This is a genomic window from Methylobacterium sp. J-067 (assembly GCF_022829465.1).
In the GTDB taxonomy this organism is placed as follows: Bacteria; Pseudomonadota; Alphaproteobacteria; order Rhizobiales; family Beijerinckiaceae; genus Methylobacterium; species Methylobacterium litchii.
In genome coordinates this window covers 135,769-162,718 of record NZ_JAKSXZ010000133.1, presented here as the reverse complement: position 1 = coordinate 162,718, position 26,950 = coordinate 135,769, and the positions used below count along the sequence as shown (strand labels likewise).

23 protein-coding genes are annotated in these 26,950 nt (G+C 66.8%); 13 read left to right on the top strand and 10 right to left on the bottom strand.

Annotation, left to right across the window (positions count from 1 at the left end; all coding sequences use genetic code 11):
- Positions 1–592, bottom strand: a 592-nt coding sequence (locus MKK52_RS19860) for a DUF3658 domain-containing protein (RefSeq protein WP_243956709.1), incomplete at its 3' end; no start/stop codon positions are given.
- A gap of 968 nt (positions 593–1,560) precedes the next feature.
- Between MKK52_RS19860 and MKK52_RS19855 the strand changes: the two genes are divergently transcribed.
- Positions 1,561–3,147, top strand: coding sequence for a sigma-70 family RNA polymerase sigma factor (locus MKK52_RS19855; RefSeq protein WP_243956707.1), 1,587 nt, complete (start codon positions 1,561–1,563; stop codon positions 3,145–3,147).
- Between the two features lie 9 nt (positions 3,148–3,156).
- Here MKK52_RS19855 and MKK52_RS19850 read toward each other — a convergent pair whose 3' ends face one another.
- Positions 3,157–4,347 (bottom strand): metallophosphoesterase family protein, encoded by a 1,191-nt coding sequence (locus MKK52_RS19850; protein ID WP_243956705.1) that lies wholly within the window; start codon positions 4,345–4,347, stop codon positions 3,157–3,159.
- 258 nt (positions 4,348–4,605) lie between these two features.
- Here MKK52_RS19850 and MKK52_RS19845 point away from each other — a divergent pair, with 258 nt between their 5' ends.
- The 3 genes from MKK52_RS19845 (at position 4,606) to MKK52_RS19835 (ending at position 7,259) form a co-directional block, all read left to right on the top strand.
- Entirely contained in the window at positions 4,606–5,034 is a 429-nt protein-coding gene (locus MKK52_RS19845; protein ID WP_243956703.1) for a LexA family protein, read from the top strand.
- Positions 5,031–6,317 (top strand): Y-family DNA polymerase, encoded by a 1,287-nt coding sequence (locus MKK52_RS19840; protein WP_243956701.1) that lies wholly within the window; start codon positions 5,031–5,033, stop codon positions 6,315–6,317. Before MKK52_RS19845 ends, MKK52_RS19840 begins: the two co-directional genes overlap by 4 nt.
- Positions 6,318–6,530: 213 nt before the next feature.
- Positions 6,531–7,259 carry a toll/interleukin-1 receptor domain-containing protein gene (locus MKK52_RS19835; protein ID WP_243956700.1) on the top strand — a complete coding sequence of 243 codons (729 nt, stop codon included), beginning with the start codon at positions 6,531–6,533 and terminating at the stop codon, positions 7,257–7,259.
- 34 nt (positions 7,260–7,293) lie between these two features.
- Here MKK52_RS19835 and MKK52_RS19830 read toward each other — a convergent pair whose 3' ends face one another.
- Together MKK52_RS19830 and MKK52_RS19825 are read right to left on the bottom strand one after the other, a co-directional pair.
- Positions 7,294–7,653, bottom strand: coding sequence for a hypothetical protein (locus tag MKK52_RS19830; protein ID WP_243956699.1), 360 nt, complete (start codon positions 7,651–7,653; stop codon positions 7,294–7,296).
- An 84-nt stretch (positions 7,654–7,737) separates the two neighbouring features.
- On the bottom strand, positions 7,738–8,277 hold the full coding sequence (locus tag MKK52_RS19825; RefSeq protein WP_243956698.1) for a hypothetical protein: 540 nt from the start codon (positions 8,275–8,277) through the stop codon (positions 7,738–7,740).
- 434 nt (positions 8,278–8,711) lie between these two features.
- On the opposite strand from MKK52_RS19825, the gene MKK52_RS19820 reads away from it, so the two are divergent.
- Complete coding sequence (locus MKK52_RS19820) at positions 8,712–10,370, top strand: hypothetical protein (protein WP_243956697.1); 1,659 nt, start codon at positions 8,712–8,714, stop codon at positions 10,368–10,370.
- Positions 10,371–10,380: 10 nt separating this feature from the next.
- Here MKK52_RS19820 and MKK52_RS19815 read toward each other — a convergent pair whose 3' ends face one another.
- The 6 genes from MKK52_RS19815 to MKK52_RS19790 form a co-directional block, all read right to left on the bottom strand.
- A complete protein-coding gene (locus MKK52_RS19815; RefSeq protein WP_243956696.1) occupies positions 10,381–11,397 on the bottom strand; it encodes a hypothetical protein in 1,017 nt (338 codons plus the stop codon).
- Between the two features lie 52 nt (positions 11,398–11,449).
- On the bottom strand, positions 11,450–12,094 hold the full coding sequence (locus MKK52_RS19810) for a hypothetical protein (protein WP_243956695.1): 645 nt from the start codon (positions 12,092–12,094) through the stop codon (positions 11,450–11,452).
- Positions 12,091–13,509, bottom strand: coding sequence for an ATP-binding protein (locus MKK52_RS19805; RefSeq protein WP_243956694.1), 1,419 nt, complete (start codon positions 13,507–13,509; stop codon positions 12,091–12,093). Before MKK52_RS19805 ends, MKK52_RS19810 begins: the two co-directional genes overlap by 4 nt.
- Before the next feature lies 1 nt (position 13,510).
- Entirely contained in the window at positions 13,511–16,006 is a 2,496-nt protein-coding gene (locus MKK52_RS19800; RefSeq protein ID WP_243956693.1) for an Hsp70 family protein, read from the bottom strand.
- Entirely contained in the window at positions 16,003–16,371 is a 369-nt protein-coding gene (locus MKK52_RS19795; protein WP_243956692.1) for a hypothetical protein, read from the bottom strand. Before MKK52_RS19795 ends, MKK52_RS19800 begins: the two co-directional genes overlap by 4 nt.
- Before the next feature lie 243 nt (positions 16,372–16,614).
- Positions 16,615–17,286, bottom strand: coding sequence for a DNA-binding protein (locus MKK52_RS19790; protein WP_243956690.1), 672 nt, complete (start codon positions 17,284–17,286; stop codon positions 16,615–16,617).
- Positions 17,287–17,868: 582 nt separating this feature from the next.
- On the opposite strand from MKK52_RS19790, the gene MKK52_RS19785 reads away from it, so the two are divergent.
- From MKK52_RS19785 to MKK52_RS19750, 8 genes are all read left to right on the top strand, one after another.
- The gene (locus MKK52_RS19785) at positions 17,869–18,156 is read left to right on the top strand and encodes a hypothetical protein (RefSeq protein ID WP_243956688.1); all 288 of its coding nucleotides are present in this window, start codon (positions 17,869–17,871) and stop codon (positions 18,154–18,156) included.
- Positions 18,157–18,295: 139 nt separating this feature from the next.
- Positions 18,296–20,278 carry an AAA family ATPase gene (locus MKK52_RS19780; protein ID WP_243956687.1) on the top strand — a complete coding sequence of 661 codons (1,983 nt, stop codon included), beginning with the start codon at positions 18,296–18,298 and terminating at the stop codon, positions 20,276–20,278.
- A complete protein-coding gene (locus MKK52_RS19775; RefSeq protein WP_243956686.1) occupies positions 20,271–20,501 on the top strand; it encodes a hypothetical protein in 231 nt (76 codons plus the stop codon). Before MKK52_RS19780 ends, MKK52_RS19775 begins: the two co-directional genes overlap by 8 nt.
- 257 nt (positions 20,502–20,758) lie before the next feature.
- Positions 20,759–20,929: a hypothetical protein gene (locus MKK52_RS19770; protein WP_243956685.1), complete on the top strand. Its 171-nt coding sequence runs from the start codon at positions 20,759–20,761 to the stop codon at positions 20,927–20,929.
- Positions 20,922–21,647: a hypothetical protein gene (locus MKK52_RS19765; RefSeq protein WP_243956684.1), complete on the top strand. Its 726-nt coding sequence runs from the start codon at positions 20,922–20,924 to the stop codon at positions 21,645–21,647. The genes MKK52_RS19770 and MKK52_RS19765 overlap by 8 nt, the downstream gene beginning before the upstream one ends.
- A gap of 87 nt (positions 21,648–21,734) precedes the next feature.
- On the top strand, positions 21,735–23,978 hold the full coding sequence (locus MKK52_RS19760) for a hypothetical protein (protein WP_243956683.1): 2,244 nt from the start codon (positions 21,735–21,737) through the stop codon (positions 23,976–23,978).
- A complete protein-coding gene (locus MKK52_RS19755; protein ID WP_243956681.1) occupies positions 23,975–25,045 on the top strand; it encodes an ATP-binding protein in 1,071 nt (356 codons plus the stop codon). Before MKK52_RS19760 ends, MKK52_RS19755 begins: the two co-directional genes overlap by 4 nt.
- Positions 25,042–26,925 (top strand): TniQ family protein, encoded by a 1,884-nt coding sequence (locus MKK52_RS19750; protein WP_243956679.1) that lies wholly within the window; start codon positions 25,042–25,044, stop codon positions 26,923–26,925. The genes MKK52_RS19755 and MKK52_RS19750 overlap by 4 nt, the downstream gene beginning before the upstream one ends.
- Positions 26,926–26,950: the final 25 nt, after the last annotated feature.

The following is a 26,950-nucleotide window of genomic DNA, read 5'->3' as shown; positions in this document are numbered from 1 at the left end:
CATCGTCGAAATGGGTCAGGGGCGCCGAAACCAAGATCCCTTCTCGCACGATGCGCAGCGGCGCGTTCTCCCGCCGCAACTCCGCCCAGCGGGCCACGGCCGCGTTGTTCTCGGCCTCGGTGAACGGCTTTCTCCTGCCCCCGAGATCGGCCGCGACCATCTCCTCGGGACGCAACTGGGCCAACGACCAGACCGGTGAGGCGGTACCCGCTCGGGGGAAATCCGAGCCGATCACCTCGACGATGTCGAAGGGGCGCGAGGCCATGCGGGTGACGAACCTGAGGAAGCACGCGTGCTCCGCCGCGTCGGTCAGGCAGACCCAGTAGACCGGATGGACGCCGGGGTCCGTCGCCTCCGCCCAGGGTGCCTCCGGATCGGTGGGCTCCCCTTCCGGTTCGTCGTCCGGCCGCGTGTTCGATTCGAACCAAATCCGGCGCGCGTCGGGGTCGAACGGTTCGATGGGCCCGACGTCGAGGACATGCGTCAGCCCGAGCACCCGTTCCGCGCGGCCCTGCAACCGCAAGGCTTGCCTGACGGAGTCCGCCCTGGCCGCGCCCCAAGCCACGTGGACTATGTTCGACGCGCCGGTCACGGCGTGCGGCCTGCGGCGCACAGGTCCGCTGGTAGCGGGCTCGACGCCTCAAACAGCTTGCAACTGCGTGCGATCTCCTCGCGGATCATCGCGCAAGGGTTCACGGCGTTGCACGGCGGGTGCGTGGCAGGCGATGCATCCCAACACTGCGCGACGAGGCGCTTGGCGGCAGCCGGCCCGATCTCGTCGCGGCACGCGAGGTCCCCTCCGTTCGCCGGGGATTGACCGAAATAGGTAGTTACGGGGGCCACGACCATCGCGAGGCATGCCCCTGTCGCCAAAAAGGCCCTCATGACTACGTCGTCGGATTTTGACCGTTTTCGGGTACATCCGACTCGGACTGCCCGGACCAGTGAACTCGTCCGATAGGATCTGTCCGAAGCCGTTCCCGGATGTGACCGCCGGAGTCGCAGGATTTTCAAATTGTAACCGCAGCGCTCCCGCGACCAAGTGCGTGAGGACAGTTCGAGAGGCGAACCTGAGTGATTGCGCCGTGGCTGTCCGTAAGTCCGGACTGGCGGAGGCTTGGGCTCCATGACGTGATGCTTGACGTCCTTCCTCGGCGTTTCGGCGCGGGGCGCCATCCCCGGTGGCGCGACACGGTCGTCCAGAGCCGCGACTGAACACCTCTGCGGCATGAGCCTGGGTAAGCGGTGGCACTACGCCTAACTAATCGGGATGCGAGGCACGCGTCTCGGTCCGCTCGTTTTGGTGCGATGGGAGAGTGCTCGAAGGTGCTGGCTATTCCAATTCTCCGCGCGCACATTCGTCCTGGCACAGACGGGGATCGAGTGGCGGGACGTCGCGACCTCGCGCTTTGACCACGAAACGACGCGGACAAATTTTTCCCCGATTTTTCGACCAGAACGACTCATCGGGACACGACTAGGGGAACGAGGAACGGACTCGCGAGCGCCTGCGGACCACCATTGGGAACGGATATGCACTCTGCGCAACACCCGGACCATATGAAGGATGCCGAACCCACGCGGGGTCCGATGCAAGGGCTGCGCGACGTGGATTACCTCGCCTACAGGCCCGTCCTGTTAAGGATGCTAAGTTCGCTGGCCCGTAACGGTTACGCGGTCTCGCCGGACGACGGCCTCGATTTGGTCCACGATTTTTTCATCGAGGCATGGACGGGGGTCGTCCATCGGCACGATCCACACAAGTCGCCGTTCCCGGCGTTCCTGAACCACACGTTCCTGGCTTTCGCACGTCCGAGGATCATCCGTCTCAAACGCTGGCGGACGACGTTGCTGGACCCTGCCGACATGGCGCGATTGCAGGACGTCCGACACGTGGTCGTCGCCGAACGAGAGCACGTCGAGCAAATCCTTCTCGTCAGGGCCGTGGTGCAATCGATGGCACCGAAAGACCGGAAGCTGTTCCAGTGTTACCTGAGCGGTGACGGTTCCGAGCGGGAGATCGCGACCCGGTTCGGGCTGACGCGGTACGCCCTCAGGTCGAGGCTGGTCGATCTGTTCGGGGAGTTCGCGGCCCGGTTCGGCCATCTCAGCAACGCGCCGATGGCGAACAACCTGGTCGTCGACGCGATCTGGCATCGGCATCGCACGCCAAAGGAAGCCGCAAGCTTCCTCCGTATTCCAGTTCCTGAGGTTCAAGCCGCTCGAACTAGGATGTACAGCATCCTCGTCGCTGCGGTTAAGGGAGGAGAGATGATGGAGCCAATCAGCTTCTACGTTTCGGGCACCCCGAAGATGGATACCCCGGATGCGGAACAGTTGCTTCGACGCGCCATCGCAGCCGGTCCCGAGGACAGGGATCGAGCAATTGCCGACGTCCGTCGAAACGCGGCCGCCATCCTTGATTTTCTGGAGTCACCCGATTGGAATGAGTCATTCCCCGGCGGTGACGAGGAACTCCTAGCCCAAATCTACCTCGCCCTGGCGGGTGAGAGGGAGATGGATGTCGAGCCGTCCCCCGTCGTGGATGCCTACTTGAAGGCCATCTCCGACGAAGAAATTGTCATCGGCCAGGCATTCAAGCAGGCCCTGCTCGCCAACCTGCATAACGATCTGCTCGATGCCGACCGGGTGTTCGAGGGATTACCAAAACTGGATGTCTCCGAATATCGGCACTTGATATCAAATGCGTCAGTCGAGAACGGAGGGGCGTTCGCACGCGACTTGGCCATGTACGGCGTAACGCCGGCCAACGTGCTTGAGGCGTCCCTCTCCATCGCGAGGTTGGCGCGGCGCAAGGTCGGTCGTGCCGGAGGCGCTTCGGAAGTCTGGCTGACCCTCGGCGCGCGCCCCGATGGCGGTCCTCTGTCCATCAATAGGGACGAGCTCCGAGATGCGGTCGCGACAGTCACGGATCTACATGAAGATGTATCCGACCGCCTTGCATGCTGGCTGTTAGAAGTGGCCGCCTACGTGCCCCTCCTCTTCGACATGTTCAGGTCGGAGCCAATCCAGAACGGAGTACGGCTTATACTGACGGACCGGAGGGAAAACGACCTTTACGTGCGTTGGAACGGAACCGTCGGCGTCTTTGAAGGCCGCGCGGAGGGCGAGACGTTCCCGTCATAGCGAACGTGGTCAGGGCAGGCTGATGGAACTCCAGGCATAGCCCTGCGGTACGCCGGGAATGTGCGGGACCTGCGTGACGAACCGACCTTGACGGTCGAGCCAATAGAGTTGAGCGGTCCACAGGTGCTGCCCATTCTCCTCAACGATCTCATGCATGATTAGAGTGTTGGGTGGCAGCGTACGGATTGCCCGCATGTTGCGCGCATCCTTGTAGGGATACCGGTCGCGCTGGGTCGTCGTACCGCATCGGGCCTCCAAAAAGCGCCCAATGTGGCGTCCGTTCGTCGTTGCGAGCAACGACAACTGGGGTTCGTGCATGTGTCCCGTCAGGACGACCGAGATCGAGTGGTCGACGATGAACTGGCGGATAAGCCTGGCCGAAGGATGGTCGATTTCCAGTCGTCGTATCCGACCGTTCGGAACGGGGGCATGCCTGAAAGGTGCCGGAGCCAGCGGATGGGGGCCGGCCGTCTCCGGCCCCAGGATGGAATGATGCATGACGATCACACGGATCTCGCCCTGCTCGATCCGTGGGAGGTTTTCCAACTGGATCAATTGCTGGGTGAATGCGCCCCGTCCCATCAGTCGATTGTGTCCTACGGCCGCGACCTCGGCGTCGGTGTCGAGCAGGATGTACCGTATCCAACGCCCACCGGTTAGTTGGCGCACCACCTCCTTCGGCCAGGGACCGGGCAGGTAGGTCGATGGCCCCGTCGTCCTAGGTCCGATGATGCTGTTGATTCCCGGCCAGTTGTCATGATTGCCGGTGACGCTAAGTTCGACCCAATCGGGACGGTCGAGGAAGTAGCCGAACGGTGTCGGCCCCGCGCCGAGGTACGCGTCGGCCAGGCCGAACTGCGCCACGGCCCCGTTCGCCGTCAGGTCTCCCGACACCACCAAGTCGAAGGGAATATTGTCCTTCACAAGGTCCTCGTGGAACTCGTGAAGGCCTTCCAGTGCCCTGGCGTGATGCCCAAGCTGACCTTCCAGGACCGGGAAGTTTCGAAGCCATCTAGACGTCGGGGCGTTCAGGGCCATAGGCACCCGGGTGACCGGTAGGTCGCCGATATGCAGATCCGAGACGTGCAGCAACCGGTACGTCGGGTTACCCGCCAGCGGCATCGACCATTCCCCCGCCTTGTCTTGGGCCGCCGCGGCCTTGTCCCGGAACTGTGCGAACAAGCCCGGGGTGCGAGACATGTCGCAGGTACCTTGGCCGGGCAAGGGCAAACGACCAGGCGATGGGGTCGGGTTCCAACACTCCTTACTGAAAGTTGCGAGTCCTCGGCATAAAGAGCCTGCGTCGGTGCGAGCGGGGCCAGGCCCCCTGTCGCATCAAGCGGCTTCACACGTTTTCCACAGGTTGTCCCGTGCGCCCTTCGCCGCAAGCTTAACGGCTTGGAGGAACCACAAGCTTGTGTTCCACTTTTGTTCTTTGCGGATTCGTGGAGCGCGCGCATGCAGGTCCTGGGTGTCACGGTCGGTTTGCCGACCCCGGTCCCCATCCTCGCTAGGGCGGTCCGCGCGGGCTTCCCCAGCCCGGCGGACGACTTCGTCGAGGACGAGATCGACCTTCAGCGCCTGCTGATCGCGAACCGGCCGGCGACCTTCCTCGTCCGGGTGGCGGGCGACAGCATGCTCCTGGCCCGCCTGCACGACGGCGACCTCGCGGTGGTCGACCGGTCGCTGACCCCGCGCAACGGCGACGTGGTGGTCGTCGATATCGACGGGGAGCGCTCGTTCAAGGTCTGGCGCCGGCAGGGCCCGCGGGTGATCCTGTCCTTCGCCAACCCGCGCTTCCCCGAGTTCCGCCTCGCCCCCGATGCCCTGGTCGAGGTCTGGGGCGTGGTGTCCGGGTCGATCAACCCGAGGCGCCGCGCGGAATGAGCCGGGCCTACGCCCTCTCGGACGGCAACAGCTTCTACTGCTCGTGCGAGCGGGTGTTCGACGCACGGCTGGCCCGGTTGCCCGTGATCGTGCTGAGCAACAACGACGGCTGCGCCATCGCCCGGACGCCCGAGGCCAAGGCGCTCGGCATCCGCATGGGCGAGCCCTTCTTCAAGATCCGCGACATGTGCAAGTCGCAGGGCGTGCGGGTCTACTCCTCGAATTACGCCCTGTACGGCGACATGTCGGCCCGGGTGAACACGGTCTACCGGGGCTTCTCCCCCCGCATCGAGATCTACTCCATCGACGAGAGTTTTTTGGACCTCTCGGACGTGCGCGAGGCCGACCGCGTGACCCTGTGCCGGGACATGCGCGAGACGGTGCGGGCGTGGACGGGCATTCCGACCTGCGTCGGCATCGGCGCCACCAAGACGCTCGCCAAGCTCGCCAACCACGTGGCCAAGAAGGTGCCCGAGCTCGGCGGGGTCTGCGACCTGACCGATCCGGTCCAGTACGACCATTGGATGGCCCGCATCCCGCCGGAGGACATCTGGGGCGTCGGACCGGCCAACGCCCGCAAGCTGGAGGCCCTGGGCTGCGAGAGCGTCGCCGACGTGCGCGACCTCGACACCCGGGCGGTGCGCAAGGCCATGACGGTGGTGGGCGAGCGCCTCGTGCAGGAACTGCGCGGCATGGCGTGCCTCGACCTGGAGGAGGTCGCCCCGACCCGGAAGGGCTGTGCCGTGACCCGCAGTTTCTCCGACCGCGTCGAGGACCTCGCGACCATGGAGCAGGCGGTCGCGACCCACGCCGCCCGGCTGGGCGAGAAGCTGCGGGCGGGGGGACTCGGTACGGACCACGTGACGGTCTTCTTCCACACCTCCGAGCACGACCGGGACCGGCCGCAGCGGTCGGTCTCGTCGGTGGTCACCCTGCCGGAGGCGTCGAACGACACCCTCGTGCTGGTGAAGGCGTGCCTGCACGGCGTCCGGAAGACCTGGAGGGACGGCTACCGCTATTCCAAGGCCGGGGTCGTCACCACGGACCTGGTACCCCTGGCGGCCTCGCAGCGGGCGTTCCCGGGGCTGGGGCAACTCGACCGGGAACACGGGGCAGCCCTGATGGGCGCCCTCGACGCCTGCAATCGCCGGTTCGGCCGTGGGGCGGTCGTCCCGGGGAGCGCGGGGCTCGCCCCGAAACGCGAGTGGTCGACCAAGTTCGACATGCGCTCGCCGCGCTACACCACCCGGATCGACGAACTCCCGACCGTGGCGGCGGCCTAGGCCGGGCCATCGTGGTCACGGCGCCGGCGTCCAGGCACGCCGTGTCGTAACGCGTCACGGATAGCGTTATGCGCTACGCGGCACCCGCCGAGTCGAGCGGCGTCCGTCCCGGGCCGCCGACGGGCGTCCAGGGTTATCCCCTTCGCCCTGGGGAACAAAACGGGTTCGGGACGCATGAATCCGGAACTTGCCGGCAACTTGACGGGGGCTTCCATGCGCGCCCGCGCTCGCACGCGAACCGAGAAGGCCGGCCCTGCGTCCAAGACGCCGGCCAAGGCGAAGTCTGGACCGCGACCCGCGGCCCGGCCGGCGACCCCGCGCATCAAGCCGGAGAAGCCCGAGGTCCGGGTCTTCGTCTCCTACTCGCATCGGGACGCCGACGCGCAGGCCAGGCTCGAAACCCATCTCGCCCCGCTGAAGCGCGAGGGCGTCACGACCTGGTTCGACGGCGACCTGAACGCTGGCGACAAGCTCGACACCGGGATCGCGCGTGCCCTCCGCGAAGCCCATGTCTTCGTCGCCCTGCTCAGCCCCGATTACCTCGCAAGCAACTACTGCTGGAAGATCGAGTACAAGCGCGCCATGGGCCGGCGCGCGCGGGGCCACGTGCGGGTCGTCGCCGTGGTCGTCCGCCCGTGCGACTGGAAGTCGACCCTCGCCGCCGGGTTCAAGCTGCTGCCCGAGGACGGGCGCGAGGTTATTCGCTGGCGCAGCGCCGACGACGCGTTCCTCGACGTCGCCCAGGGCATCCGGCGGGTCGTGGCGTCGGTCCGCAAGGACATGGCGACGGCCCCCGCAAAGCCGGCGCCGCGGAAGCGACCGGTCCCCAAGCCCGTGGCGAAGCGTGCCGCGAAGCCGGGTCCGAAGACCAGGAGCGCGCACACCGGGGCGAAGACGGTCGCAAACGCACGCCCCAAGCCGACCCGCGGGCGCAAGTCCTGAAGGTGATGGCGGCGGGACCGGATCGGGACCGCTACTAGACCAGCCCAGGAGTGTCCACGGCCCAGATCAGCCGGACGACCGTCCCGTCAGCCTCGACCTTGAGGTCGGTCCGGTGGCGCAGGGTCTCGGCCATGCCGTCGATGGCCGCCCGCCCCCAACCGTAGACCTGCAGTTCCATGAAGGGCTGCTTGCGCCCCGCCACGGCGACCGCCTCGTCGACGATCCGGTCCACGTTGGTGTCGGCGAAATCCGCACCGGCATCGCGCCCGTACAGCTTCAGGTCACGGAACTGATGGTCGAGGGGGGAAGTCCTCATGCCGTACATGAAGGCCCGGTTCTGCAACGATGCCGTATGGGCGGCCTGGACCTTGGCCTTGATCTCCTGGGGCGTCACGGCTTGCCCTCCCGAACGCGGGTCACCGGCCATACAAACGGCGGCGGATGTCGGCCGTTCCCCGGGGCGACCGGCGGGTGCGGTTCAGCGACGGACGGGCTCGGCCGGCCTTAGGATGTCCTCCGGCCGCTTCAGGTCGAGTTGCTCCCCCTCGCCGTCGGCCTTGTAGCCGAATGCCTGAGCGTATCGGTCGAGGTCGGCCTCGCCGTTCAGCGCGACGCCGTGGCAGGCGGCGAAATACCGGGCGGTCGCCGACTCGGTCGCGCCCGCCGGCTGCGCGATGGGCACCAGCACGGCCCCGACCCACGTCCCCGGCTTGTCGCCCGGGTCGATCACCGCGGGGGGCGACTTCGAGCAGAAGACGTACTCATCGCCCGCCTCGCCGCCGACCCGCCGGGTGCGCTTGTCGTAGGACCCGTTCGGGTGCGTGCTCGTCCAGGTCCGCACGGTCATCTTGAACAGTGCCCCGGCCGGCGACGACGCCACGAGATCGCGCTGCTCGATGCTGAACCACGAGCACACGTCCATGTGGCACCGGCCGCGCAGGAGCTCGGCCGCCCCGGCGGCGTCGAGGCACGCGGCCGACGCGAGGATCGGAAGGGCGGCGAACAGGGACAGGCGCAAGGTCGTCTCCTCTCGGGTCCACCGAACTGTAGTGCTTTAGGCCTGTGTGGCGATGCCTGGGCCGGACGGATCTGCATCCGGTCGGTTAGACGACGCCCGGCTCACGTCTCTTCGTTATCGTCGAGCGTCCTGCTGCCCGGCCAGCGTCCCGTCACGGCGAAAACCTTGCTCGGAAGCTTCTCCGGGTGCCGCTTGTTCCCGATGCGCTCGCGCAGCTTCTGGCGCAGGGGCCCGAGCTCAATCTGCTCGTAGCGTTTCGTCGTCCCCCCAGCCGTCCGGCCGACAGGCCCGCGCAGGGGCCGGCTAACGGGGGCCCGCTCGAAACGTCCTGAAAACCACGCGGCAATGCCTTCTTCAGTGGTCCGGTTCGGCGATGCCGATGTTAAGCTGGCGGCAGATCAGATTCTTGAAATTCTATTCGGAAGCCAAGCCCGATGACGGTCGAGCACAGCACGGTCGACGCTGACGTGACCCTTCTGCGCAATCCCTTCCATGTGCTTGGCGCGACCACACGGGACGGGCGAAGCCGCATCGTTGAGCTCGCCGAAGAGCGTAGCCTCGTTGCAGACGAGGATGCCTGCCGGGATGCGCAAAACGCCCTGATCAACCTCCGCGGGCGCCTATCAGCCGAGATGGGATGGTTTCCGGGCGTCTCGCCGCGCAAGGCCGCCGAAATGGCGAACGGCGTGGTTGCGTCCGCGCTGCCCGAGGCAGTTGGCGAGCTCCCGCCGCTCGCAAGGGCGAACGCTATGGCCGCTTACCTGGAGAGCCTGCCACCAAGGTCGGACCCAGCAAAAGCCGGCCCCGTGATCATGCGGTTGGCTGCCGCCGTCGAGGAGGTCGATCCAGACGAGGTCCTGCGCGACATCAACGAAGACAGGTCGGTCGCAGGATACCAGCCCGTCCGCGACGCCGGCCTCGTCATCGAGGAGTTCGAGGCTTGCAAGCGCGCCTACCGGAATGCAGTGCGCGATTTCGCCGACCGCTTGCCCAGCCAAACGCTGGTGAAACTCGTCGACCGGCTCGTCGAGCTCGGCACGGAAGGCGGCAAACGCCATGCACCCGCAGTCATCCAGGACGTAGTCGACCTTTATGAAACCGCTGCCCAGGGCTTCGTCGAACGCGAGTGCAGCAACGTGTTGACGCTGATCGGACGGGCCAAAGATGCAATCGCACACGGTGAGGCACGCGTTGCCTTAATTTTCGCCGACGTGGAGCGCGCGGCCCTCAACTTCAACGCCGTGCTGCGGCCGGTGCAGACCGTGAGCCACGCCAACGGGACGGACCACCGACCCAGCCTGGAAATCGCTTTTGCCATCCGCGGGCTCGCCATCACGCTCCACAACGAGCACGGCTGGCACGAACTTCCGGCTCGCATCACCAGCTTCCTGGAACAGAATTTCCCGCGTCTTAGCGAGTTCAGGGATGCAGTCGCCGGGGATGCCGACTATCTGCGGCAGGCAGCCGAGCAGCGTCGTAAGGCTGAGGAAGAGACCCAGGAGTTCGAAAGCTCAATGAACTACACGGCCGCCGTAGGTCGGTTGTTTAAAGACACGGTCGCGATCTCCATCCAGGCCATCGAGTGGCAGAATAAGCGATTTCCCCTCGATGCAATCACACGCATCCGCTGGGGTGGCACGCGGCACTCTGTCAACGGCATCCCGACGGGCACGACCCACATGATCCTGGTCGGCGACGCGGCGAATGCCATGACCATCACGATGCGGGACCAGACGGTATTTTCGAATCTAACGGACCGCCTCTGGAAGACGGTCGGCGTGCGGTTGATGGTCGAGAACCTGCGACGCCTTAGAGACGGAGGGACCATTCCGCTGCCGGGCGGTGCCATCCGCGACGACGGTGCCCTACTCACGCGGCGCAAGTTCCTCGGCAGCGGCGAACCAGTGATGGTTCCGTGGTCACAAGTGAGGATCTGGAACCAAGACGGAAACCTCGTTCTCGCCAAGGATGATGAGCGCAAGGTCCAGGCCATCCTGTCGTACCAGAACCACGACAACACACACGTCATAGAGGCGATGATCCGCGCAAGCTTCCGCAATGGGCATGCACGCCTCTCGCAGCTGCTGACTTAGTGCGACCGTCTTAGGAGTAGGTCTTTCCGTCCAGCAGCACCGCGACTGCCGACCCCGGCGCGCCGGCTGGCGCCCGCGTGCCGGCCACGAGTTCCACGTCGAGGTAGCGATGGTTCATCATGCCGCCCGGGCTCGTCTTTCGCAGGGCGGTCGGGGTGAAGCCGTCGACGATGTAGTAGCGATGCCGGTTCGCCTGGAAATCCGGGTAGTATGCCTGGGCAGCATCGATGCACGCTCGGACAGCGGCACGCCGCGCATCGTCGAGTGTCCCGGTCTCCGGCGCCTCAAACACCATCTCACCAGTCTCGTCCTCGACGGCAACCGCCACGGCCGCGATGCGGCCGACGTGGCTGACGTGCTTGTCGTGGTAGAGGCCCAGAAATGAGGCGCGTTGCCACTTCGGGTTCCGGTCCGCCGGCTCGTAGTAGACGCCGAAATCTCGGTTCGCTTGCCAGGACGTACCGGTGAGCATGGCGGCGACGGACTGGTCCCTGCGGGGCAGCAAACCCTGGGCGGAGATGAAGTCGGCGAATTCCTGCACGATCTCGCCCAGGTCGACGTCGTGAATCGGTAGCGCGCCGAGTTGGTCCACCAGCGCTCCGAAACTGGTCTCTACGATCTTGATGCCCTGCGCGCGGGCCGTTTCCATCACCTCCGGCGGCACGGCATGTCCAGCCTCCCCGGTAGTCAGTGCGATCAGGTAGTTTCCCTTGCGGCCCTGCGTCCTGGCCTCGATTGTCTTGCAGTGTGCCGCGAGTTGGGCTTGGTCGAGGTGGGGACCAAGCTTCGTCTCGACGAAGACCGCCATGGGCTCTTGCAGGATCAGGCCGTCGGGGATGCTATGCGTCCCGGCAACCTGCTGAGAGAATGACGGACCGACCGTGACCTCATCCCCGCATAACGCGCGCAGCAGCCCCTCGAACAGCTTCGGGGACTCCCTGTAGATCATGCGCAGCATCACCATGACGTGGTTCGTGACCACGTTCTCAGCCTGGTGGTAGTGCGGGAATCGGGTGACCTCTGTCATCGGACCTCGCGGAGAAGCGTCCCACTGGCATCCGGGCAGCAGTGGGAATTTCTCAGGGCCATTGGCTGACCGTCGCGGCGGCCTGCGCCTTCAGGCGCTGCGTCGCTGCGTCGACCGACGCCTTGACGCCGTCGAACTCGGAGCGCCGGTACCGATAGTTCGAGCATCGGACGTTGTAGTCGCCGACAAGCGCGTTGAAACGGTCGATATGGGACTGTTTGGTCTCATCCACATAGTCACCCATAGCGTCCATTCGCACCCGCTCAGACAGGCAGTAGCGGATCTCGCTTCGCGACAGGATCTGGCCCGCGCCGCCGGCGGGCTTGCTCTCTACGAACTGGTCGGATTGAGAAGCCTGCGGTGTGTAGGTCGGGTTATAGGAAGGTTGGGCCGCCGGGGATGCGGGCGCGTAGGTACTGGACGGCGCCGGAGCGCGGTACGCCGTTTCGTCCTTTGGCCAGTTCGCGACAGCGACGATGAACGCCATCGCTCCGCCCAGGAAGGCGAACCATCGGCGCTGTCCTGTCCAGAACCTGGGGTTCTCGACCGTCCGCGACATTGAGACTGGCGCGTCTGCCCGGCCTTCCGGCGGCGAGGGGGGCGCTGGCTCGAACTTCGGCTCAGGCGGAAGCGTGGTCGCGAGGTCGGCGAGACCCGCGAACCCGACCGCGGCGGTATCCGCCTTCGCACCGTTCACTCGCGGCCTCCCGTGAACCCGAACGTCGAACGCTGGGCACCCTTGTCCCTCGCGAGCACATTTTTGAGTGCCTCGTCGAGGCTGGTGCCGTCGATTTCGTCGCTCCTGCGCTTTGCTGACAGCCGGGCTCCTTCCCGGACCACGAACGCGGCGTCCGAGAGCGGCCTGCCGGCGAGCCGAGACGCGAGTACGTCGAGCGAGACATCCGCGCCAATAGGACGGCCTTCGAGGAGCGAGTGGAGCAAACCAAGCACCTCCGAGGCGTCGGCGTGGTCGACGCGGATGACGTGGTCGAACCGACCCCGGCGGAGAACTGCAGGGTCGATCATGTCGATGCGGTTCGTCATGCCTATGATCAGCACACCCGACTTCACGGCCTCTGGGATGCGGCGGAGGAACTCGGCGATCTCCTCGATCCGGTGCTGCCCCGAGACGCCGCCGTCGCGCTCGGACAGGAACGCGTCCATTTCGTCGATGACGACGACCGAGGGTGCGGTGTCGATGGCCGCCTGGAACAGCCGGGAGATTTTCAGGCTGGTGTCGTGGACGTAAGGACTGGCGATGCTGCTCGCGTCGACCGTATGGAACGGCCAGCCGAGGAAGGCGACGAGCTTCTCCACGGCGACCGTCTTGCCGCAACCCGGTGGTCCTTCCAGTACGATGGCCGCCGGGTTCTCGATGCCCAGACTCCGATAGCGATCCCGGTTCTGGACGAGGTCCACCACGTGGTCGTTGAAAAACTCCTCCAGGGCCTTTCGCCCGGGGAGGGAGAAGCGTCCGGTGCTGCCGGCACCTGCGCTAACGGCCTGGACACCGCGGTTGGGATCGGGACCGGCAATCAGGCGATCCGGGATCTTCAGGCCCGCCGCCAAGACGACCCCTGCAACCTTGTCGGGAGGTAACCAACCGAGAAAGCTCTGGAGGCGGGTGATGGGCAGGGTCGAAACCTTGAGGCCGCCCGTCAGCCAAGTTCCCAGTAGCAGCGCATCGTCGGCCTCGCTTGGCGCATCGACGCTGTGGGATGGGAGGATGCGCGAAAGCCGCTCGACGTAGACACCATCGGCAAGTGAGGCTGCCTCGCCAGTTGATCTGGTCCCGCTCAGGGCCGTGGCGAACGCCATTGCTTCCCCGAGTGTATCGGGCGAACGGGCGCCGGCCACCGGCCCGAGCGCATGACCAGCGCCGCCCCGAACGAACCGGAAGCTGCTCGGCCCAAAGCGAAAGGTGGCAAGATCCCCCTTGGCGACGGTACCTGCTTTTAGCCAGAGGCTGGCGAGTTCCTCGGTGGCAAGGAGCACTCGACCGCCTTCCTTGGCTTCGGCGACTTGCCAGCCTTCGCCTATGGCCACGACGCGACCGACAACGAGGTCGTCCGCGAGCTTCGTCCCGATGGGCAGCCAGGGGCCGGTGGACATCTCAGTTCCTGATGATGTTCGCGGTCGCGATGAGGTCGTCGGCCTCGGCCGAACGGATGCGGGTCAGGTCGAGCTGCGCTACCACCTGCCGCAACCGGTCGACGTCGTCCGCCTCGATGGCCTTCCGCCCCTCGGCGAGTAGCGCCTCGTAGGCCGCCTGGTCGGGGAAAAGGTGGGACCACTCCTCGACGTAGAGGTTGAAGCGGTCGACGATGAACCAGTCCTGTCGAACGAAGATGGAGAACGTCTTCGAGGCCATCTCCTGCAGCTTCAGCTCGAAGTCCTGGCGCGGGTTGCCAATGAGGCGTTCCGCGGCGGCCCTGAGGTTCTCGAAGGACTGGATCTCCGCCGGGCGCGCGTGCTGCCTGACGTGCTCGAAATGGGCGACCCGCCGGTCGAGCTCCAGGCGACGGATCACCGGCAGGTTCGCCTTCCTGGCGACGGCGAGGAGTCGCTTGGCCTCCTGAACGTCGTCCGCTGCGCGTTTGGCGGTCTCGGGATCGGTCTCGCCGGCCGGGAGCGCGGCGGCGCGCCCGACCCTCGCCCGAACCTCGGCCAGCGCACGACCGTCAACGTGCGCAGCTATCTCAGAGACCTGTTGCGCGGTATGATCCGCCTCCTCGCGGATGCGCTTTGCCGCCTGGCTGTAATCTACCATCGCCGATTGCCGGGAGTAGAAGTTTCGGCCCGAGTGGAACGAGCCACCGACCGAGGGGACGGTGATCTCGATGTCGATGTTGCCGCCGTCGGTGATCTCGTAGGTCATGCACAAGTCGGCGCCAGCAGCGATGACCCCGTCGTCGAAATCGCTACCGTGTATCTCGAACATCCCGATGAAGCGGTTGTCGGAAATGGGCTGCTCGATATCGCCCTCCCAGACCTTGAACTTCAGGGAGCCGGCCGCCCCCGCCCGGAGGGACTCCTCGGCCTTGAACTCAAGAGTGCCCCTGGCCGGGAGCGGATCGCCAGCCTTGGCGAGGTAAGCGAGCACGAGAGGCCCGCCAACGCGTTCCCGGGCCTCCACGCCGACCGAGTGCGAGGCCGGGATGGCGTCCACCGTCGCCGCGGTCCGCGTGATGACAATCCGATCTTCCTTCAGCGCAACCGGACCGCCGTCGGCGTCGATTACGAAGATCTTGAACGCGTTTGAGCCTGGCTTGGCGAGCGGGACCTCGATAACAGCCCCATCCCGCAGGGCGGAACGTCCGGACGACCATCCGGTGTCGAGACTGTCGACCTGGAAGGCAGTTCCGGGCTGGGCCGGCTGGCCGAGCTTGAGCCCGATCTTGGCCTTCTGGTCAGGAGTGCGCGCGACATAATTCACGGTCAACGCGAAGCCCGCCCCCGCGCTCACGCTCCCGCGCGCCGTCTTGCGCCCACGGGACTGCGAGCCCCAGTCAATGGACTCAGCAAAGATGGCGGCACCCTCCGCGACCGCGGTCATAGGGTTTACGTCTGTCGAGGGGGCTATGCCGAGTTCGAAGGCCACGCGATCGCGCAAGGGCTTGTACTGTGTCGGACCGCCCACGAAGACGACACGTTCGATGTCGTGCGGCGTAAGCCCGGCCTTCTCGATGGTCTCGCGCGCTACCTCTACCGAGAGACGGATATTTTCCTCGGACAAGGCATCGAGTTGGGCGCGGGTGACCGGCACATCGATGTAAATCTCGTCGCCCGCCCGGTCCTTCGTCGCGATCTCGCCTTCGTCGGCTGCCACGACTGCCTCGTCCCGGTCGGACAGGGCAACCTTGGCCTTCTCCGCGGCGAACTCGGCCATCCGCCGCAGCGAGCGGTACTCTGGCGCCGACCAGAGATCCTCAGGGAGGTCGAAGTTAGCCCGCAACCAAGGGGCGACGACGTTGTCGACGATGAGGCGGTCGAAGTCGCGTCCTCCGCACATCGGGATGCCGCCCTGCCCGAGCAGGCTGACGCGACCGCCGATGCTCTGTCCGATGGCAATGTCGAGCGTGCCGCCGCCGAGGTCGTAGACGAGGAAAATGCCGTCGCCGCGCCTACTGCGCATGACGCTCATAACGGCCGCCACGGGCTCCTGCATCAGGGCCACCTTACCCAGACCGGCTGCGCGCGCAGCCTCTATCGTGGCGTCCTTCTGCATCTGGTTGAAGGCAGCGGGGACCGTGATCACCGTGCCGATGTCGGGGTCGCGGCGAAGATCCTCGGGCAGGTAGCCGAACAGAGTGCGCAGTACCTCGGCCGAGCATTCTTCCGGGGTCATGGTGATCTTGGCAGCGGGCAGCTTCACCGGTGTGGAGGTGCCCATAACGCGCTTGAACAGCACTGCCGCGTTGTCTGGGTTACGCGCTAAGTTGTCATACGCCCGCTTGCCGACGAAACGATTGCCGCGTCGGTCGACGAAGATGGCCGACGGGGTGACGTCCGTCTGCTCGGGGCTTTTGTAAAGCCGGACACTTTCGCCGTCGAACGAGCAGATCGCGCTATTCGTGGTGCCGAGGTCGATGCCGACATACGTGGTCATTGGTCTGCCTTGCGCACCGTGACCGTTCCAGCGCGCAGCAGGCCGGCCTCGTTCATGACGATGGGTTCGATCATCTGGTCGACGACCAGGTCGTCCTCGGGGCCAAAATCGGCGAGATTGATCGCAGTCACCGCCGAGCCCGTATCGTAAGGCTGGCCCTCAAGGGTCACCAGGCGGATACCCGCATCCCGGAGGCACTCGCCAATACGGCGCACGAAATAACGATGCTGATTTGCGAAGCGGGGCGTCTCTCCCGCATCCATTTTTGTCATCGCCCGTGCGAAAAGCTTTTGGAAGCGCCAGCCCTCAAGCGCCAAGTCCAAGAGGGCGATCTCGGCTCCCCTCGGTTCAATGCCCTCGCTCATACAACACCCGTGTGTCCGAGAAACGCACAGCGACCAGCCGGATGAATCCATCCACGATAGGTTCGCATCGAATGGTATCCGGTGGCTCTGCGGCCGCAATGCTTAAGGTTGTGTAAGAACCCAGAGCCGCGCCTTACCGGTGCATTCTCGTCACATTGGACTTCGTGGTGTTCCCTGTATGGCCGAGCCAGAGATAGGGCCGGCGCACCAATCTCTGCACCGTGCACGGGCTCGAAGGGCTGCCTAGCCTATGCGACGAACAAACCCACCGTTCGAGCCCTCGGCCACGTACTTCCCGTGGAGGGTCCGCACCTTCAGCTTCTTCCTGAGCGTCGTGGCGTCCAGCGGTTCCTTGTGCAGCCGCGCGCCCCGGTGGACCGAGGGCTTGAGCCGCGGCAGGATCTCCTCCGGCCGCATCTCACCGTCCGGCGGCAGCAGGTCGTGCACCTCCTGCATCACCCGGTCCCAGAACTCCTCCGCCCGGACGTGGTCGAGTCGTTTGCGTAGCCGCTCGACCTCCTTGCGCAGCCCGTCCGCCTCGGACGTCAGCCTGGCGTTCAGCGCCTCCGTCGCGTCCAGGCGCGCCGCCATCTCGTTCAGCCCCTCGTCGGACGCCTTGACCCGGGCCTTCATCCTGTCGCGGGCCTCGGCCATGTCCTTCCCGACATCGGCCCTGGCCGCCTCCCAGACCGCGCCCACGAAGTCCACGACCCGCGCTTGGACGACCTCGGGCATCTGCCGCGTCTCAAGCCGCGCCTTGTAGGCCCGGTCGACCTTCCAATCCCTCAGCGCGGGCCCGACCTCGCGGTTCGACCCACCCCGGGGAAGCGCCTTGCGGATGTTCTCCTGGGTGACCCGGGTCCGCTCCGCCCGCAGGCGGTCGCAGACGTCGTAGACCTGTTCCTTCGTCGGCATCGCGTCACCCCCGTCGCGGACAGCATGCCACCCTCCAGCTAACGGAGCCCGAACGCCCTCGCCAACCTTTCGACGGTCGGGACATCACCGCGACCGAGCGCGTCCGCCTCGTTCCCAGGGTCAGCGCCGGCACGAATGGTACGCCCGCGTCCTTCCCGGCCGGCGCGGGACCGCGTGCCGCCAGCCCGGGACATCAACGCAGGCAAAGGCTTCGCCGGACGCCGGCCTTCCCGGATGGTACGGGGTTCACGGTACCAAGACCGCGGACCGCGTACCCTCGGAGTCGCGAATCCGCAACCGAGGGACCAGCTCCCCCACGCGCCCGGGCTTTCCCCGGGATCCACCGGGGATACCAACTTCAACCGTCCGTTAACCACGAAATACTCTCGGGAGCTGTTGACGGTTCGGCCCGCACCTACCTAAACCCTGGACTGCAACTTCCCTGACACGCTGCTTCGATGTTCATCCCCGCCCGCCTCATACGGAAGGCCCGCCTGCCCCACGGCAGTGCCGCACGCCTTCACCTTTCCCGCCGGGCCTGACCGACGCGCGTGCGTCCGGCGGCCCGCGACCGAGGCCGTCATGAATATCCACACGCCATCTGAATCCCTGCTGCCACAGGACCCTGACAGCCAGGTCGGGCTCGTGTTCCGGCGCCTGGCCGGCGTCCGCGACACCTACGGCGAACCGGCGCTCGAACGCGCCGTCCGCGCCACGCTCGTGACCCTGGGACGCGCCGCCCACGAGGAGGCCCAGGCCCAGGCCCGCCACCTCGCCGAACGCATCGCCCCGCCGCGGCCCGGGGTGCGCGTCACCTCCACCGCCCGCCGCTACGACGCCGACGCCTTCGAGACCGGCGAGGAGCGCTGACGTGAGCATGACCATGTGCCGACCGCCCGAACAGATATCCGGGGGCCTCGCCGCCACGACGCCACCCCTTTCCCGATCAGCCCCCGGGGCCTGACCGGCGCGACCAGTCGCGCCCGGCGGCCCCGTCACGGAGGCCACCATGTCCAAGTCCGTCTCGCTCAAGCATATCCCCGCCAAGGCTCCGCCACCCGGCCTCGACCCCATCCCCGGCGATCACGACGCGGCCGACCTGCTGCTCGAAGAGACCAGCGTCCCGCGCCTCCTCGCCACCGCCATGCTCGACGCGGCCCTGACCCGCCGCGACCGGCGTGCCATCGCCAAGCGCAACGGCATCGCCCTGGTCGTCGAGGTCGGCAGCGCCGAGATGATCCTCCCGGTGAACGAGGCACTGCGCGAGCTCGGTGATTTCCTCGAAATCTGCCGCCGCGACGGCAGCCAACGGTCGGCCCATCGTCCCGATATCGGGTGTGAGCAAATCGCCTCACTCCTGTGCCGGGGCTACAACACCGCCGGGATCTCGCAGGCACCCGAGCGCTATCTGCCGGCGACCCTCACCGCCGCCGCGGACATCCGCCTGCGGCTCGGCTTTCCCTCGCCCCGGGTCGTGCGCGCCCTCATCCGCCACGTCACGGGCCAGGTCGCCCGCGGCCTCGGGTCCCTGGCCGGCCTGTCGTTCCTGGACGTCTGCTCGGCCATCCGCGGCAACGGCTCCGCCCGCGATGCGGTCCGTCGCCTGAACGCCATGGCGGCGGCCCGGCGCGCAGCCTCGCCGACCGCCGCCGCCCCGCACCTCAAGGACACCCACGGCTACGGGGAGGCAAAGGATTGGGGCCTCACCCTGGCGGCTGCGGTCGAGGAGTGGCGCGCCGGTCATCGGCCGTGGAGCAGTATTCCCGACCGCAACGTCGTCCTCGGCGGTCCGCCCGGCACCGGCAAGACACAGTTCGCGGTCTCGTTGGCATCAACTCTCGGGTTGCCGTTGGTGACCTCAAGCGTATCCGCCTGGTTCACCGCCGGGAGCGGCTACCTAAACGATGTCGTCAAGGCAATCGATAACACTTTCAGCGAAGCGAATGCCGTAGGTCCCTGCGTATTACTGCTGGATGAACTGGACGCCGTCCCAAATCGCGAAACCACGGACAGCCGGCATCGGGACTTCTGGACGCCGGTCGTGACATCCCTGCTCCTGGCCCTCGACGGTGCCACCTCGAACGCGGCGAACCTGGTCGTCGTCGGTGCCACGAACCATCCCGACCGCCTAGACCGAGCGCTCGTGCGGCCAGGCCGCCTGAACAAGGTCATCGCCATCGGCTTGCCCGACGCCGACGCTGTCGTCGGAATCTTGAGGCAGCACCTAGAGGGCGACCTCCCGGGGGCGGATCTCGAAGGTTTCGGCGTCCTCGGGGCCGGCTCCACCGGTGCCGAGATCGCGGGCTGGGCCAAGACCGCCCGCGCCATCGCACGCGCCGAGGACCGGTCGATGACCGTCGCCGACCTCGTCCGCGTGGTCGCCCCGACGGACGACCGGCCCCCGGAACTCGTCCGGGCCATCGCCTGCCACGAGGCCGCGCATGCCGTGATGACCGAGGTGCTAGGCGTGGGTGACCTCGCCTGCGTCACCATCGTCGAGCGCGGCGACCTCGCCGGTCGGACCAGGTCGCGGTTGCGAAACGCGCAATCGATGACCGCCGCACAGGTCGACGACCTCGTGGTCACGACCCTCGCCGGGCGCGCCATCGACGAGATCCTGGGCGGCGCGAACTCGGGGGCCGGCGGCCCCCGCCACTCGGACCTCGCCCTGGCCACGGGCCTGATCGCGAGCAAGATCGCGTCGTGGGGATTGCATGGCCGCCTCATCCACCGCGGCGACCATGGCGAGCTCGGGGACCTGCTCAAGGTCGACAGGCACCTCCAGGACGAGGTCGAGAAGGAACTTCGCCGCCTCCACGTGCGGGCCCTGTATGCTGTCCGCGAGAACGGACGACGCATCGAGCGGGTCGCCCGGCGCCTGCTCCAGGCCCGCGTCCTCTCAGGCGACGAGGTCCGCCGGATCATCGCGGACATCCCGGCCGAGGTCGTCCCGACATACGTCCCGCCCACCGACGGAGGCCCCCATGCGTGAGGATGCCGACCACCGCCTGGCGATGATCCTCGCCGACCTGATGCGGCTGTCCCGCCAGCTTCCCCCGGAGGACTTCGCCGACCTCCTGGGGGCCGTCTCCGTCGAGGTCGAGACCGGCATGGAACTCGTCACCGAGAGGAACCTCCGACGGCGCGAGGGCAACGTCATCGGCTTCCCTGGCCGGACCTCGCACGGGCATGCTCCACGAACACCCGTTGGATAAGTTCCGAAATGGCGCCGAGACCGTCCGAATCCCGACGCGGCCAGGGTTTCGTTAAGACCTTGGCAGGCGCGTCCCGTTAGAACGTACCTTCCATCCATACCGCCAACCCACGGCCCGTACCGGGTCCCTATCGGAGGAGGACGATCATGCTCTGCGTACGCATATCGATATGCTTCCCCCGGTCGGTCGGCGTCTGAACCACAGTCGAGCCCCACGACCGGAACCGTGCGCGCCTCCTCCGGAGCCCGCGCGCCTTCGTGAGCATCCGCAGGCACGACCGAACGCTCGGCGTGACCTCAGCCACGCATTCCGGGAGTTTCGTCATGCCATCACGTGGCAACATCATCGCGAACGCCATCAAGGCCAGGCACGCCGAGCTGCGCGGCATCCCGAACACCGGCAAGGGCTGCTCGATAGCCGTTGCCTGAGGAAGGGAACGGGCAAGCCGCGACCGCGTCCACCGGGCTCGTCGGTCACGACTGCATCGGAACGGACCCGGACCGCTGCCCCGCACCGAAGTGGCGCGGCCCGTCCGTCGGCACCATCGTCGACCCGTTCCGGGGGTGCGTCCACCACTATGAGAGCGAGACCGAGCGCGCGTTCCTGACGCTCCTCATCTCGCTCCCGGGCGTCCTTCGCATCCTTGAGCAACGCTCGGTCCGCTACGACCTCGCGGGCTCCAGCCACCTCCATACCCTCGACGTCATTGTCGACTGGGTCGGGGGCGTGCGGGAGGCCTTCGCGGTCAAGCATTCGAGCGAGGCGCTGTCCCGCGGCAGGACGCCGACCGCCACGGTCCTCGCGGCGCTCAGCGTCCAGCACGGGGCACGAATCGCGCACGACTTCCGTGCGGTGACCAACGACACCCTGGACCCCGTCGCCGTGCTGAACGCGCGCCTCGTCGTCCGCTGCGGTCGCGACCACGACCACGTCGGAATGGAGATGGCCCGCAAGGCACTCGCCGGGCTCGGCCCGACGACGACCCTTCGCGACGTCGCCATCGCCACGGGCCTGGGGATGCGCGGGTTCCGGGCGGCGGTGGCGCTCATCCAGTCCGGCGTCCTGGCGAACCCCGGAGGCGAACGGCTGGACCTGGACGTGTCGTTGGAGAACCGGGCGGCCGGAAACAACGCCTGGAAGCAATAACCATCCCCCTTAACAGGGGAATCAACTTTAGGCGGGATGCTGAGGAGAGACTTCAGCTTCCCGCCCCGTATCCATAGGGGATAAACCATGACGCCGCAACGCTACAAGCTCGGACGGAACGACCGGGTCACCATCGAGGGCGTGCATTACAGACCCGATGGCAAGCAAGGGCGCGTGCACCTCCTTCGCCACGTGGTGAAGGGAGCCATCCTCGACAGCGCCGTGAAGCCGCTCACGGACGAGGAACTCGTCACCCTCGACACCGGAAACCTCATCCGCATCGAGACCGGGTACTATTCGAAGGCGTACCAACTGCTCTCCAAGCGGGCCGAGGGTACCGACCTGTCGGACCTCCACGACCTCGACGAGGAGACCTTGCGGGGCGTCGCGTGGAAGGTGGAGTGGTGCGCCCGGTACAACCTCGCCCTCGCTGGCCTGGATGGCCATACGCGGACGTGGAGCAAGACCCCCGAAGACATGGCCGCGTTCGTCGCCGCCGAACGGGAAACCATCCACCGGTGGTACGTCGAGACCTTCGGCGTGTCGCGCCCGCCCGGAAGGAAGATCAAGGGACTGCAACGCAAGACGTACGACTGGCCCGGCTCCACCACCCTGCGCGGGTGGATCGCGTTGCTCGAAGCCGGCGAGGGACAACCCGGCGTGTTCCGCCCGCAATACGCCAATTCCGGCAACCGTAGCCAGATCGACCCCCGTGCCGTGGGCATCGTCAAGAAGCATGTCGACCGTTACGCCTCGGGCGCACGCCGGAGGCCCAGGGAGGTGCACGCCGACATCGAGGCAGACCTGCGCATCCTGAACCGCACCCTGCCCGCGGAATGCCAGGTCACCGTCGGCGAAACCGCGGTCCGACGTCGGATCAAGAAGTTGCCGGCCATCCTGATCGACCTCGCCCACCTCGGCGAGAAGCGCACCGCGCTCAAGTACGCCCCGGTCGGCAAGGGCACCCATTCCGTCGACGGGTTGACGCCGCTGGCGCGCATGGACCGCGTCGAGATGGACGACTGGGAGATGGACCTGTTCACCATCCTCAAGGACAAGCGCGTCCACCCGGGCCTGGGGCGCAAGGCCAAGGACGAGGCGCGGCGCCTGCGCAAGAACCGGGTCACCGTCCGCTGCACTGTCACCGCCGCCATCGACGTGGTCACGAAGTGCATCGTCGGCCTGCACGTCACGCCGTTCCCTCCGTCGGCGGCCGGCGCGAAGTCGGCGTTGCGCAGCATCGTGGTGGACAAGAACCCGCTCGCCGCGCTGGCGCGCACGACGAGCGATTGGCCGATGAGGGCGCGCCCGCTGGAGGTCGCCACGGACGGCGGCCCCGCCTTCAAGGGCGACTTCCACGCCACGCTCGGGAAGCTGCAGGTCGAGCACCGCTTGCCCGGCGGCGACCCGCGCTCGCGCGGGACCATCGAGTCCTTCTTCCGCAACTTCAAGGCGCTGTGCCGGATGTTCACCGGCCAGTGCTTCTCGAACGTCGTCGAGAAGGGCGACTACCAGTCCCAGGAACTGGCGAGCCTCCTGGCCGAGGACGTGCTCCTGCGCGTCGTCCGCTACGTCGTCGACGTCTACCACCACACCCCGCATTCCGGCCTGGGCGGCATGCGCCCCTACGAGGCATGGCGTCGGGCCGACAACGACATGGACCCGGCACCGGACCCCACGGCCCGGCACATCGCCTTCGGCCTGGCCGTACCGAACCGGGTCATCGCCGCCGACGGCGTCACGTACCTGCACACCCAGTACAAGAGCCCGGACATGGGCAAGCTGCACGCGCTGATCGGCGACGTCCGGTTCGGCATCGTCACCGACCCCAACGACATGGGTACCGTCTTCGTCCGGGTGCCGAAGCAGGCCCGGGCGCACTTCCCGAATCACGGGGCCTACCTCCCGTTCACGGCCCCGGACCTAGAAGGCGTCACCCTCGCCGAGTACCTGCGCGGGAACAGAGGCCTCCTGCGGTTTCAGCGGCAGGAGAAGCTCGCGGGCAACCCGTTCCGGCTCACCGCCATCCAGGACCTGATGCGCGAGGCCGAGGCGGCGCGCCGGAAGGCTGGCGTGCCCTCCGACGTGGTGTCTGAGGACCAACTCCGGCGGATGCTCAAGTTCGTGGAGCGCAAGGGCGTCCAGGCCGTCACGGCCCGGCCCGCCCCCTCCGGGCCGCGAATGACCGGCGAGATCGGACCCGGCATGCTCGGGATCTCGATGGCCGCCCCCGGCCACGGCCCGCGCCGCGCCACGCCTCCGACGTCGAGCATTCCCGGCGCGGGTGACCTCACGACCGCTCCCGACCTGGACTTCGGAGACGACGAATGAACCCCGCCGCCATCATGCCCGACATGTCCCAGCCCAACATCATGGAGGACGACGCGGCCTACCTGCGGATGCTGCGGGCGGCCAGGCCAACGCGTAGCCAGGAAGTGATGGCGCGCCTCGATCTGGTCAAGGCGGCCTACGTCGTCACCTATCGCGACGGCCTCCTGGCAAAGGCATTCGACACGTTCCTTGAGGAATGCCTCTCGACCCGGGACGGGAAGCAGACGGAAGCCGACGTCTTCTTCGTGACGGGAACGAGCGGCGCCGGGAAGACGCGTACGGTCGAACGGCTACTCGCCAATGACCCGTCCCTCCAGCCACGTCACGGGTCGTTCGGGACCATCCGACCCCACGTCTCCATCAAGCTGACCGGTTACATGCTGCCCCGGATCGCCGCCAACCAGATCATGGAGGCCGCCGGCCATCCCGTCAGCAGGTCCACCAGGCAGGGCGATGGCTGGAGCATGATGCGCACGGCGTTGAGAAAGCGCCGCGTGAAACTCGTCCATATCGACGAGACCCAGCATCTCGTCGCCGGCAACCGCACGGCTGCGGACTACAGGAAGCTCGCGGACGCCATCAAGGGCGTCTCGATCTCGGAGGCGTGGCCGGTAATGTTCCTCCTCTCGGGACTACCCGAGATCGTCCAACTCGCGGCGTCCGACAGGCAATTCGAGCGGCGTAGTCGCTGGGTTCACCTCGGCGACATGGTAATGCCCGACCAGAAGCGCCTCGTGGTCCGCGTCCTCGAAAAGCTGACCGCGGCGGCGGGACTGGAACTGGGCGGGATGCCGGATACCGACATGCCGGGCCGCATCGCCCATGCGGCGAGGTTCCAGTTCGGCTGGGTTTGCCAACTCGTCCGCGACGCCATCCATCAAGCCATCCGTGACGAGAAGGCCCCCACGCAACTCCTCCGTGGCCACTTCGCCATGGCCTATGCCGACCGCTCCCGTGCCCGCGACAACAACCCCATGAATCCCTTCATGGTGGATGACTGGGCGGCGCTGCCACCCGGCTCGTACCTGACCGATGAAGCCCAGTCGGAGGGGGAGGGCGAGGTATGACCGTCGATCTCGACATCGCACCGCTGGATTGGAAGCTGCCTCCCCACCCCGGGGAGCCCGCGAACGGTTACGCCTCCAGGATGGCGGCGCTCAACGGCGTCGACCTCGCATACCTCGCGAGCACGACGGGCCTCTTGGCGACCGATATCCGCAAGGGTGGCGACCGGGCCCTCCGCACGGTTGCACGCCTCGGTGGCCTAGACGCCGACCAAACCGAGGCAATGGCCCGTTCGACCCCGCGATTGCTTGGACGTCTCGACGCCGAACTCGCCGGCGAGAAGATCGTCTGGGCGGGTATCCATACCAACTTCTTCCGGTACTGCCCCCACTGCGTCGCGCAGGATCTCCACGATGCTCAAGCCGACGTACCCAAGGTCGCTCGTCCCTGGCTGCGGCTGGAATGGTTGATCGACCAAGTCCGGTCCTGCCGCATCCACGGCGTCCGCCTCATGGAGAGCGGTCGATCCGCGCCAGGCCACGCGATGGATTTCTCCCAAATTGTCGAAAGCGATATCCTACCGCGGCTCGCGACCCTTCGCGCAGGGGCGGAACCGGTTGAACCCAACCCGTTCGAGGACTGGATCGTGCGCCGGGTGTCCGGGATGAGGGACTCGGGCTCCTGGCTGGACGCCATGTCCCTGCGAGCCGCGGTCACCACCTGCGAGGGACTCGGCATTTCCGCACGGCACGAGGGCAAGGTCCGGGTGCGGGACCTCGCGTTGCGCGACTGGAGCGAGGCGTCCCTCGAAGGGTACGTGGTCGCCTCCGGTGGACCCGAGGCCATCGACGAGCTCCTGGATACGCTCGTGCGACGGGCCAGGGCTCGCGGCATCGTCGACCTGGAAGCCACCTATGGCTACCTGTTCGTCTCCTTGAACCGCAGCTTGGCGGACCATGCCTTCGATTCCATCCGCGACGTCGTCCGCGAACACGTCTTCGCGAACGTCCCCCTCCCGGTCGGAGCCCGCGTCCTCGGGGGTACGCTCGACACCAAGCGGCTGCTGAACGTCCATGAGGCCGCGCGTGCCGCGGGGACCACGTGGCCGACCATGCGAGGCATGCTGGCACGGCACGGGGTCGATTGCGCCCCGCGAGGGGGGCTCGGCGGCGGAGGTCTGACGCGCACGACCATTGCCTTCGCCGACGTCGAGAAACTCATCGCGGCGCACGCGGACTCGGTCGGTAGCACCGAGGTCAGCGAGAGGACCGGATTGACCGACAAGCATCTCGAAGAACTCGTAACGCGTGGACTGTGCCCTACCATCGACGGCGACGTCCGGCGGGCCCGGGGCAAGCTCCGGTTCCGCCGGTTCGACGTCGACGCCCTCGTCGACAAGCTGTTCGCCGGAACGGTCGACGTCACGGAGCCGGGTCCGAGGCAGGTCACCGTGAGTGCCGCCAGAAGGACCGCCGCATGCCAGGTCGGGGACGTCCTAGCCCTCGTCCTGAACGGACGTCTCGCCTGGAAGGGCCTTCTCGGTGGCACCCGCCTGTTCACCAACCTGCTCGTGGATGCCGACGAGGTCAGGCGCTTGGTGCAGACACAAACGCCCAGGACGGGCTACACCAAGAGAGAGATCGGAGGGATCGTACCCGGGCTTGGCCCGCAGGTCGTCGTTTCCCTCGTCGCCCGGGGACACCTGACCATGGCGGAGGAGTTCTGCCCGGTGAACCGGCGGCGCATCCCGGTCGTGACCCGGGAGAGCGTCGAGGCGTTCACCGCCCGCTACGTCACCGTCGCAGGAGTCGGCAAGGCCAGGGGTATCGCGGCCCGCACCGCCCTACGCACGCTGCAGGAAGCCGACGTCAGGGCTGCGTTCGACACCGCAACGGTGGGGGCGTGGATCTACGAGCGGAGCGTTGTGTCAAGCTTGTCGTAAGGGGTGGACAGCCTTTCCAGGCGAC